This window comes from Bartonella sp. AS69XJJH (assembly GCF_042195585.1).
Lineage (GTDB): Bacteria > Pseudomonadota > Alphaproteobacteria > Rhizobiales > Rhizobiaceae > Bartonella.
Map to the genome: position 1 here is coordinate 1 of NZ_JBHIOO010000027.1, position 11309 is coordinate 11309.

General features: G+C 40.2%; 7 protein-coding genes and 2 pseudogenes. 8 read left to right on the forward strand and 1 reads right to left on the reverse strand.

Annotation, left to right across the window (positions count from 1 at the left end):
- Nucleotides 1-2384: pseudogene (locus tag ACFIK6_RS08475) on the reverse strand (autotransporter outer membrane beta-barrel domain-containing protein); the annotation flags it as partial.
- Nucleotides 2385-6129: 3745 nt separating this feature from the next.
- Here ACFIK6_RS08475 and ACFIK6_RS08480 point away from each other — a divergent pair.
- The 8 genes and pseudogenes from ACFIK6_RS08480 to ACFIK6_RS08515 form a co-directional block, all read left to right on the forward strand.
- A complete protein-coding gene (locus ACFIK6_RS08480; RefSeq protein ID WP_375677536.1) occupies nucleotides 6130-7260 on the forward strand; it encodes a metallophosphoesterase in 1131 nt (376 codons plus the stop codon).
- A 651-nt stretch (nucleotides 7261-7911) separates the two neighbouring features.
- Nucleotides 7912-8286, forward strand: a complete 375-nt coding sequence (locus ACFIK6_RS08485) for a hypothetical protein (protein WP_375642202.1) — start codon at nucleotides 7912-7914, stop codon at nucleotides 8284-8286.
- A gap of 20 nt (nucleotides 8287-8306) precedes the next feature.
- Complete coding sequence (locus ACFIK6_RS08490) at nucleotides 8307-8432, forward strand: hypothetical protein (RefSeq protein ID WP_375642201.1); 126 nt, start codon at nucleotides 8307-8309, stop codon at nucleotides 8430-8432.
- Between the two features lie 20 nt (nucleotides 8433-8452).
- Nucleotides 8453-8578 (forward strand): hypothetical protein, encoded by a 126-nt coding sequence (locus ACFIK6_RS08495; protein ID WP_375642200.1) that lies wholly within the window; start codon nucleotides 8453-8455, stop codon nucleotides 8576-8578.
- Between the two features lie 82 nt (nucleotides 8579-8660).
- A pseudogene (locus ACFIK6_RS08500) lies at nucleotides 8661-9136 on the forward strand (phage tail protein).
- A complete protein-coding gene (locus tag ACFIK6_RS08505) occupies nucleotides 9133-9387 on the forward strand; it encodes a tail protein X (RefSeq protein ID WP_375642199.1) in 255 nt (84 codons plus the stop codon). Before ACFIK6_RS08500 ends, ACFIK6_RS08505 begins: the two are co-directional and overlap by 4 nt.
- On the forward strand, nucleotides 9387-10409 hold the full coding sequence (locus ACFIK6_RS08510; RefSeq protein WP_375642229.1) for a phage late control D family protein: 1023 nt from the start codon (nucleotides 9387-9389) through the stop codon (nucleotides 10407-10409). The genes ACFIK6_RS08505 and ACFIK6_RS08510 overlap by 1 nt, the downstream gene beginning before the upstream one ends.
- A partial coding sequence (locus tag ACFIK6_RS08515; protein WP_375642198.1) for a DnaB-like helicase C-terminal domain-containing protein occupies nucleotides 10381-11309 on the forward strand: 929 nt, incomplete at its 3' end. The genes ACFIK6_RS08510 and ACFIK6_RS08515, both read left to right, overlap by 29 nt.

Below are 11309 nucleotides of genomic sequence, written 5' to 3' on the forward strand. Positions count from 1 at the left end.
TAGAAGAGAGCATTTGGCATGACTAAGTAACTGGCCGTTTGTGCTACAGGGACGATCACACTTGGACCAGAACCAGAATCCGTTTCAAGAATTTCTTTATGCAAGCGGAAATCCCAGAAATTTTCATTCTTTTCATCAAACAGATTTTGTGCAACATCGGCTTGTCCGTGGCTTGACTCTGGTCCATAAGCCGTTAGCGTATATTTATAAGGTAAACGACCTCTTGTGGTGTAGCCGTTTACAAGTTTGAAAGAGTCTTCCTGTGCTTTTCCAGAGACTTGAATGAGTGAAAGTCCACCTATATTGGAAGGATCAGAGGCATTTATTACACTACTTTCATCCCCTGTATCGCTTTTGATATAAACTGTTGTGGAGCCTGAGACATTACCGTGGATCAGAAGTCTATCGGTTTTTTGATCGGCACTTGCTACCCCATCACTCCAAGCCGTGTTGAAGTAAATCTTTGCGTCTCCAGAGGCGTTGTAGACTGCTTGCGTATCTGGTTTACCAGATCCTATATGCAATGTGTGATAATGATCGTCTACCAGTCCATCAAAAACAATAGAACTGTTGTTGAGATTAAGTACAGAAACATCAGAACGTGATCTTTGAGCAATATCAAGCAGATTGCCATCATCATCTTTTTCTTTTGTACTGGTCTTTAGTGTCCATGTTGTCTTGTTTTTCAGATCAAAGTGTACATTTCTGTCTTTAGCAATATTCGCTCTGCCCTCTAGAGTAGACTGATCAGCGCTTAATGTGAAGGTGCCGTTGGAGATCTCGGTAATATCATCTTCTTCCCAAAAGCTTTTTTCTTTCGTAAAAAGACCATCTCCTAACAATACATCAGCATGGATTTCTGAATTTTTGAGATTGACTGTACCGATTGATAAAGTTGGAATATCTTCCATGTTTGTGTTAGTGAAACCTCCAACAAAAATTCCAGTACCATTTTCAGCGTGAACATCTGCATTGGTCAAATTGATTTCACTGCTTTGATATTTTTGAGGTACATCTGATTTAATATTATAGAGAGCTATAAATTGCAAACCAGAAACTCCTGCTGTTAGAGAAGCATTCTGGACATCAATATGTCCGTTAAATGCCGCCCATAGTGCAACTTTTTTTGCATCTATTTTATTTTTTATTGCATTCTGTGCTGCTCCAATATCACCATTAATCATCTTAATCGTGCTATTATTCGCTGCTGTGAGACCAACATCAAAATTTTGAATGATTGTTTTACCATTTAATTCGATTGCACTATCAGACTCCGCAACGTTTACACCAACGGTCATTGTTTTACTTTCACCACCGGTTATAATTAAATCTCCGCTAATGATTTTACTTCCACCGTCTGCATAAAAACCTTCATCGACATTTTGAATGGTTGTTTTGCCCATTAACCTAACTTCACTACCAGAGTCCGATGTCCATATACCAGTGCGTTCGTTGTCGGGGCCGTCAAGTGCTTCACCACCGATTATTGTTAAATCTTTGCTGGTGATTTTACCACCGTCAACTGCTCCAAGTCCGCCAAAAGTATTGTTAATTATTGTATCACCATGCAATTGAATTGTGCTGTCATTGCCACTTACAAATGCACCGCTTCCTTTGCCCTCTGTTTTTAGAGCAACATCTGTGGCATCAATATGCCCTCCGTTGATTGCGAATAACGCTGTTTCGTTCGCGGCTACGGATCCTCCCATCATTATGATCTTAGATCCTGAACCGTCTGCAAGGAGTCCTCCGCCATCAGATGATGTAATGTTAGCATTGTTTTTTAAGATAATCGTACTGCTGGCTTCGGCGCTTCCTCCTACATCACGTCCACTAAATGATCCTCCTGAGACTGTTATTGTTGAGTGATCATTTGCAACTATACTGGCGGCTGCCTGAGTCACTTTTACATTATTTAAAACAACGGTACTTTTGTCTGCTCTTATTCCAAAGTTTAGTAGCGCATCGTCTTTACTATTCGATATCTTCACACCTTCTAGCTTGTTTTCACCGCTGTTACTGTTTAAGAAGCCGGCACCAACTAGAGAAGTTTTAATGGTTCCTCCAGTCATTTTTATTGCGCCACCATCGTTTGTTGTAAGTCCAATTTCACTATTACTAATCGTTGTTCCTTCAAGCAATTCAACTACACTGCCTTCGCCATTAGAAAATACACCAGACGATATATCGTCGTCATCTAGAGATACATCTGTAACATTTAGAGACACATTTGTGACCGTAATATGTCCGCCATTTTCAGCAACCAATGCATTACCTTTCCCCGTGACGGTTCCTCCCGTCATGCTGATGGTGGAGTTTGAACTGTTTGCATAGAGTCCAACGTTATCAGATGATGTAATGTTTGCATTGTTGGTTAAAGTGATGGCGCTGCCGTTTTGAGCAGATATTGTTGTATTTTGTGCATGAAATGATCCTCCTGAGGCTGTTATTGTCGAGTGATCATCTGCAACTAAGGCATTGGTTGCTTGCATGATGGTTACATCTTTTAAAGTGATGATACTGTTTTGGTCTGCTATTACTCCCAAGCTCAGTGGCGCATCGTCTTTACCACTTGATATTGTCACACCTTCTAGTCTGTTTTCATTGCTGCTGCTGCTTGAGAAGTCAGCACCAACTATAGAAGCTGTAATGGTTCCTCCAGTCATGTTGACTGCACCACCATTGTTTGCTGTAAGCCCAGTTCCACTACCACTAATCGTTGTTTTTTCAAGAAAAATCACACTGTTTGCGCCATTAGAAAATACACCAGATGACTTATCGCTATCATTTGTTTTTAGGGTAACATCTGTAACAGTAATATGGCCACCATCTTCAGCAGCCAAAGCACTAACTTGCCCAGTGACAGAGCCTCCCGTCATTGTGATGGTAGATTTTAAGCTTTCAGCATAGAGTCCAAAGCTCTCAGATGAAGTAATTTTTGCACCGTTTGTTAAAGTGATGGCGCTGCCGTTTTGAGCAGATATTGTTGCACCTTTTGCATTAAATAATCCTCCCGAGATTGTTATTGTCGAATCATGATCTGCAACTAAGGCATTGGTTGCTTGCATGACGGTTGCATCTTTTAAAGTGACGGTACTTTTATCTGCTTTTATTCCAAAGTTCAGTGGCGTATCGTCTTTACCACTCGATATTATCACATTTTCTAGTTTGTTTTCACGACTGTTACTGTTTAAGAATCCAGCACCAGCTGCAGAAGCTGTAATGGTTCCCCCAATCATCTTGATTGCGCCATCATTTTGTACTGCAAGCCCGATTGCACTACCACTAATTGTTGTCTTTCCAAGCAATTCAATTACACTATTTGCGCCATTAGAAAATACACCAGATGACGTATCGCTATCATTTGTTTTTAGGGTAACATCTGTAACAGTAATATGGCCACCATCTTCAGCAGCCAAAGCACTCCCTTTTCCCGTGACGTTTCCTTCTATCATTGTGATGGAGGAGTTTGAACCTTTTGCATAGAATCCAACATCACCAGACGATGTAATTTTCGCACCGTTTGTTAAAATGATGCTGCCGCCGTTTTGAGCAGATATTGTTGCATTTTTTGCATCAAATGATCCTCCTAAGACTGTTATTGTAGAATTATCTACAACTATAGCATTACCTGCTTGAGACACTATTATGTTTTCTAAAGTAACAGCGCTGTTTTTGTCTGCCATTATCCCAGCGATTAGCGGCATATCATCTTTATCACTCGATATGGTCACATTTTCTAGTCTGTTTTCACGGCTGTTACTGTTAGAGAAAAGAGCACCAGCTGCAGAAACTGTAATGGTTCCCCCAGTCATCTTGATTACACCACCGTTTTGTGCTTGAAGCCCGACGGCACTATCACTAATCGTTGTCTTTCCAAGTAATTCAATCATGCTACCAAGGTCATCAGAAGCTACACCAAGTCCATCACCATTTGTTTTTAGGGTGACATCTGTAACAGTAATATGACCACCGTATGTTGTCGTTACTGCTTCCTCTTTCGCTGTGATGCTCCCTCCTGTCATTTCGATGATGGACTTTGAACCTTCCGCATAGAGTCCAGCATCATTATATGATGTAATTTTTGCACCGCCAGTTAAAGTGATGTTGCCGCCGTTTTGAGCAAATATTGTTGCTGTTTCTGCATCAAATGATCCTCCTAAGACTTTTACTGTGGAATCATATGCATCTATGGCAGTTTGTGCTTGCGTCACTGTTACATTATTTAAAGTGACATTACTGTTAGTTGCCTTGATTCCATTGATTAGTGGCGCATCATCTTTCCCACTTGATGTCACTACATCTTTCAGTTCGTTTTCTTTGCTCTTGCTATCCAAAAAGAATGCACCAACTTTGGACGCTGTAATGCTTCCCCCAGTCATTGCGATTGCGCCACTTTCTTGTGTTTTTAACCCGATTGTAGCATCATTGATCGTTGTATCAGACAATTCAATCACACTGTTTTCACCTTGCGACAATGCGCCGAATCCACTCTCAATTTTAGTACCCTTATTAGATGTATCAGGGTTATCCCCTTCTGTAGTAGGTGCACTTGTGGTATCTCCCTTTGCTGTTAGAGTACCACCCGTGACTTTAATATGACCACCGTCGTTTGTATACAATGCTGCGTCTTTTCCAGTTACGCTTCCCCCAGTCATTTTTATGGTGGTATTTTCATCATCGGCATGGAGTCCGTTACCATTAGATGAGGTAATGTTAGTACCGCCATCTACAGTAATGGTGGTGCCGCCCATAGCATATACGCCATCCATTTTACCTTCGAATGATCCTCCAGATACTATAACTTGAGAAACAACATCCGCAAGTATACCAGTTTCTGCTTGCTTAACAGTTACATTTTCTAAAGTGATTAAACTTTCGTTGTTTATTTCTATTCCAAGGAGTGATGATGCTTCATTTTTATTATCTGATATCACTACATTTTGCAGTATATTTCTACTATTCTTACTACCATCAATATAAACGCCGGTTTGAGAAGCTGTAATGTTTCCCCCAGTCAGGTTGATGTTAGCGCTGTCTTTTACAGAAACACCGAAACGAACATCAGAATCAGTGCCTTGAATATTTAAGCCATTTAATTCAAGCGCACTGTTAGCTCCTTCAACTGTTACAACATATTTATCGCTACCTGTGTCTGTATTTGTGTTTTCATTTCCAGTTACATTTACAGTACTGCCGGTGATTTTTCCTTTGTCTTTTACATAAATAGTCTCGTACGTTTTTCCGGATATATCTTTTTCTTCGTTGGCAACGCTAAGAGTTTCAGCATGTGCAGTGAACTGGATGTTGAATAGGATGATAGCAGTCGCAGCCGTGCATGATAAAAGGGATGTTTTATACACCAGTATTCTCCTTATGAGAGCCCCCAAATATTCATTTCCCCGCAAACTTCATAAGAAGAAGTGAAAATGGATAGTTGTTATTAATTTCGATAATTATTTTTATTTGGTAAGACATTTTTGGTTTTTTGTCAAAATTAAAAAATAAATAATATTAAATTTGTATGAATTTACATTTAATACACAGTGTATTTTTACTTATTTGTATTATATGAATAATAAATATTATTATAATAATTACATAATTTATATTATTTATTATAAAGTAATAATATTATTATGTAATATTTCTGCATTTTTATAGCTTATCAAAGTGAGTTATGACGGTAATACTCAAACATTGTTGCTAGCACTGTTGATTATTTATACCTTATTTATCATAGTATTCTAATATATTTGATCTTAATATCCAAAGGAGTTAGGTGCTCTAGTATAAGAATACATTTTTTCTCCTGTTGGGGATATTTTAATAGTATACGAACACTTGCTAGGTTTCTGATAAATGCCTAGTTTTTGATAAGCTGTTGATATATCAATGGCATTTGAAATGGGTATAGCGCAAGCTCCTAAATCTCAATCAATTAAAGTGCTTGAAGTTAAAGGCTTGAAACTGATGGTTCTTTGATATCATTAAAGTGCATCTTCATTGAAGGATCATTGTTTTCGTTATTTTGAATTTTTGACACATTTTTGACAAGAAAATCTAAAAAAATTGCTTCTGAGGAATTTTTTATAAAAAAATATATAACGTTTTTATGGTGATAGGTTTATGAGATATAAAGTTGAATTGGTAATCACCGTGATTGCTTTTACTCTCTCTGGTTGTTTTAATCTTGATTCTGAAAAGTTAAGAAGGGACAATAGGCTTTATCATGATGCATTCATGAGCTGGTCGATGAAAGAAAAGTCTCTTACAAAAAATTATACTGCTATCATTATGGCTGATCCGCAACCGTGGCGTTTAAACTCTGGTGATGCCAATGGAGTATCAAATAGAGAGCCGTGGTTAAAGATAAATGAGCAGGTTGCTGGCGTGATAAAAGCGCACAAGGCCGCGTTCCATATTGTCAATGGTGATCTGACGGAGTTTGGACAACAAAAAAACTATGATGATTATGAAAATGTTTATAAAACTCTTGGAGCACCTGTCTATGAGGGGCTAGGGAATCACGATTATGCCAATAATGTTGGTAATTGTACAAATCCTCAAGAATTCAGTTTTTACAAAGATGCTTGTGCTGTAAGTGCAGTTTCAAGAATGGTATCGGAAATCAAAAAATACCGTAGTCAATTATCGCATTTCAATGCAGATGTTACTGAAAGTTTGGTTCCCATTTCGGGTGGAAACATTCGCTCGATAAGGGGGAGTTTGAGTTATTCTTGGGATTATGGAGATGTTCACTATGTGCAGCTTCACAATTATCCAAGCTATACGGTTCGTTTGATGGGACAGTCTATGCAGGTGCAAATCAATAAATCTTTAGATTGGCTTAGGAACGATTTAGCTGCTGCTGATGCAAGAGGTAAAGTGACAATCATTAATTTTCATGATGCGCGTGCTGCTTCCATTGATGGTGAATCCTTTTTTATTCGTAAAAAGAATGCTAAAGATTTGTCAGTCTTTAAGTCAATTATTACCTCTCATAATGTTAAAGCAATCTTCGTGGGTCATACGCATTATCAGTCTTATTGCCGTGCGAAAAATGATAAGGTTTTTGGAAATATCCCTATCTATACAGCTGGTGCGCTTTTTAATGGAGATTATTACCTCATAGATGTGAAAGGAAAGACCATTCGCGTTAAAGCCTATAATGGAGAAATAGGAAAACCGCTTTTAATTAAAGATCTTGGTGTTATAGGGAAAGACACCCAATTTTCTGCAAGTTGCAGTAAGTTATAATAGTTTTTTCTTTGTTTTAAGGATGAGGGAAAAACGTATTAAACGTATTATATGCGCGGATTTGAAGAGCAATGAGAGTGTCTAAATGTCACTTAAAAATAGAATGAAAAATCAGACATCTTTTTTATCTTTTTTCAAAGATGCTAAGATTTCAGGTTATGCGCTATAAGTGCAATGGTGTAATGTAAACAGAGCTTTAATACAAAGCGGAATAATGGTTTGTTATTCTATTAGTTTGTTGCAGTATAATTATCAAATTATGCCCTTTGTTAGAGATTTATAATATCTACTCATGTGCAACTCTTTTTTTCATAAGAAAAGCTTTTTGTTTTGATCAATTTTTTACTTATAGCCTTCAAACAATTGATGTTTTGTGATGCTGTACAATTTCCCTTGATTAACTGTATGAACTTTTGATTATATTATAATTTTATCTTCTTCTTTTATACGTAAATAGATACAATACGATACAAATATTGGTGTCTGTTTATAGTGGTTATGGTCTCACGCAATTACTCTTAGACGATACTCACGTGTCTTGACAGTTTTATCTTTGCTTGGAGAGAAGTGTAAAAAGGGGATTTTAAGAAGTTTCAGTTTGGAAAGAGTTTTTTTGTCCGCGAAAAGCTCTCTGAGTGTGCTAGGGCAAGTATGGAACAAGCCGGAGAAGATTTAGCAAGTTGGATTGTTAATGGTTTTATGGGCACCATCTCACAATTGACGGATTTTTGTAAATCTTTACCTCACCGCATTAAGGGGTGGATTGGGTCCATTGATGTAAGAGGGTTTTTGCCAAGTTTTTTGGGAGGCAAAACAACCATTCAACCGATTGCACAATTTGCGGGAGCGGGGCATGCAAGTTCCCCTTTCACAGAAGCAAAAGACAAAGACCGTTCCCCCATCACACACAATCAAAATGTCACAGTGCATGTTAATGGCGCGCGTGATCCTGTTGCTACCGGTCGAGCGGTTGCCCATGCCATTCAACGTGCACGCGCCAATGCATTGCATGGGGGAACAGAATGAGAGGAGGGACACACAAACTTATGTATCGCACTCAAAATGTCATGGTGCATGTCAATGGCGCGCGTGATCCTGTTGCTACCGGTCGAGCGGTTGCCCATGCCATTCAACGTGCACGCGCCAATGCATTGCATGGGGGAACAGAATGAGAGGAGGGACACACAAACTTATGTATCGCACTCAAAATGTCATGGTGCATGTCAATGGCGCGCGTGATCCTGTTGCTACCGGTCGAACGATTGCTCATGCCATTCAACGCGCACGCGCCAATGCATTGCATGGTGGGACAGAATGAGGGCAGAAAGGCAATGAGGGGAGGCGCTTATGGTTGGGAGACACAGAGTGATTAAGAGAAACACAATGAGAGGAGGGAGTGTATGAGAGATCCTTTGATGATGTTAGGACCGCATCAATTTTATGTGGACTGGCTGAATTTCCAATCCTTTGAAGAAGAGTTTTCTGCCTCATGGGTTTGTATGGAACGTTTTGGCAGGTCTCCCAGTTTGCAATTTACCGGCTATGGCAATGATGCAAAAACCATTCATGGCGTTTGGTTTCCAGAAGAATTTGGTGATCGGGTAGCCATTGACGCCGTCACCACAACGATCAAAAGAGCAAAGCCGGTTCAGATGCTTCGTTGGATCAATGTACGACCTATAGTGTCCTTCTCCATGGACCCGTGGTGATTACCAGTATCACGAAAGACCACGACTATATCAGTCGCTCTGGTCAATCACAGCGTATCCGCTATTCCATTACGCTCTTGCCCTTTTTTAATGGGGGAAAACCACAAGGACAAACTCAGGTGGGACAAACCCAAGTGGGACAATATCAAGTTGGGCAAACTCCATGAAGATACCAGAAAAGCATGTTGTCGTAGAGCTAGAGGATATGAGTCTCGATCTCATCTGCTTTCACCATGCCATGGCTGTGTTAGGGGACCGGAGGCAAGCTGGTTTACTCAAAGGCTATTTAGAAGCTACATTGGAAGCCAATCCAGAGATTGCCAAATATGGTGTACTTTTGCCGCGGGGCTTGAAGGTCATTCTGCCTGAATTTGTGTTGTCTAATCCCCAAAGCACGGTGAAGCGGCTATGGGATTAATGCGTACACACCCTTTTATTGTGGTCAAGGTGGTAGACAAACCTGTTCACGCGGTTTTTTACCAGCGTCTTTTAACCGCAACCATTACGGACCATGCCGGTAATGAAGCCGATACATTTGAAGCAGAGTTTGATGATAACGGCAATGATTTAGAGGTTCCACAGAGCAACAGCGCTCTCCAGGTGATCTTTGGCTATGAGAACAGCATCAGTGCATTTATGGGGTGTTTTGTTGTCGAATCGGTTGTAAGTTGTGGGGGCAGTGATGGAGAGATCTTGCGCCTTTGCGGCAAAAGTGCCTCGATGCGTAAAGAACTCAAAGAACAGATGAGTGAACATTTTGACCACAAAACTGTTGGTGAGATTGTTGAGACACTCGCCAAACGCCATGGCTATCAAGCAAAGGTCAGTCCCCAGTTCACTAAAAAACCTTTGCCTTATGTGATTCGCACAGATCAATCGGCTGTTGATTTTTTAACCCGCCTTGCTGACCGCATGCAGGCACGTTTTTTGATCAAGGACAATAAGTTTTTATTTTTAAGCGGAGATAATTTACCAGCACTCCAACTTCATAAACACGACTGTTCCAACTGGGAATTCACGTTAGAGCCACGTACGCAATATGGCACCATTGAAGCTTCTTATTTTGATCGCTCAAAAGGGCAGCAATGCCAAGTCAAGCATCAGACAGGATTTAGCGGTCCCGTGCGGCGTTTACGGACTTGTTACACTTGTGAGGAAGAAGCACAAGCTGCTGCTGCTTCCGAGTCGGATAGGTTGTGTCGTGCTGTGGGCAGTGGCTCTTTGACCCTTGCGGGGCGTCCCGAAATCATGGCGGATCAACCTCTAGTGTTGCAAGGGTTCCGTGGGCAAATCAATGGTCCATGGAAAGCTTCTACCGTCACCCACCGCTATGAAAAACAAAGCGGATACACAACAGAAATCACACTTGAAGCACCAGACAAGGGAAGGGACAGCAATGAGAACATTGAACATGCTAAAAACAGAGAATCCAAGAGATAATTTTGCTTCTTCTTTTCGTCAACTTCCCCATAATATTGAAGCAGAGCAGGCATTACTTGGAGCAATCCTGATTAATAATGATGCACTCGATCGCGTTTCAGACTTTCTCAAAGCAGAACATTTTTTTGAAAGGCTCCATCAAAAGATCTTTGAGATTGTCTTACAAATTATTCAAAAGGGTCATCTTGCAAACCCCATTACAATCAAGCCCTATATCCAAATGGAAGAAAAAGTTGGAGATATTACTGTATACCAGTATGTTGTTCGTTTAGCCACAGAGGCAGTTACTATTATTAACGCTGAAGATTATGGACGCGTCATTTACGATCTTTTTATCCGCCGGTCTTTGATTAATCTTGGCAATGAAGTTGCCAATACAGCTTTTGATGCGCCTTTAGAACTTACACCTTCCCAACAAATTGAAACGATTGAAAATCAGTTATTTGAGCTCGCCGAAAAAGGAAAATATGGGGGTGGGTTTGAAAACTTTGATACAGCCATTGCAAAAGCACTTAACATGGCAAGTGCAGCGAAAAAGCGTTCTTCAAAGCTCTCTGGGATCGCTACCCATATCAAAACCCTTGATGAGAAAATGGGGGGGCTACAGCCATCTGATTTGATTATCATAGCTGGACGCCCTGGGATGGGAAAAACCTCTCTGGCGACCAATATTGCTTTTAATATTGCCAATGCTTGTAAGCGTGATAACAGCCAAGAAAATGAAGGGGGCATTGTAGGTTTCTTCTCACTTGAGATGTCAACAGAACAGCTTGCAACTCGCATTATCTCAGAACAAATAAAGGTTTCTTCTTCTGATATGCGCCGTGGTAATATCTCAGAAGAGCAATTTGCAAAAATTATTCACGCAATGCGTTCCTTACAAACAATCCCTCTTTATAT

Bases quoted from the DNA above. Each gene is read 5' to 3' on its own strand.
- ACFIK6_RS08490 (WP_375642201.1), top strand. From the start codon at position 8,307: ATGTATCGCACTCAAAATGTCATGGTGCATGTCAATGGCGCGCGTGAT.
- ACFIK6_RS08495 (WP_375642200.1), top strand. From the start codon at position 8,453: ATGTATCGCACTCAAAATGTCATGGTGCATGTCAATGGCGCGCGTGAT.
- ACFIK6_RS08505 (WP_375642199.1), top strand. From the start codon at position 9,133: ATGAAGATACCAGAAAAGCATGTTGTCGTAGAGCTAGAGGATATGAGT.
- ACFIK6_RS08485 (WP_375642202.1), top strand. From the start codon at position 7,912: ATGGAACAAGCCGGAGAAGATTTAGCAAGTTGGATTGTTAATGGTTTT.
- ACFIK6_RS08510 (WP_375642229.1), top strand. From the start codon at position 9,387: ATGCGTACACACCCTTTTATTGTGGTCAAGGTGGTAGACAAACCTGTT.
- ACFIK6_RS08480 (WP_375677536.1), top strand. From the start codon at position 6,130: ATGAGATATAAAGTTGAATTGGTAATCACCGTGATTGCTTTTACTCTC.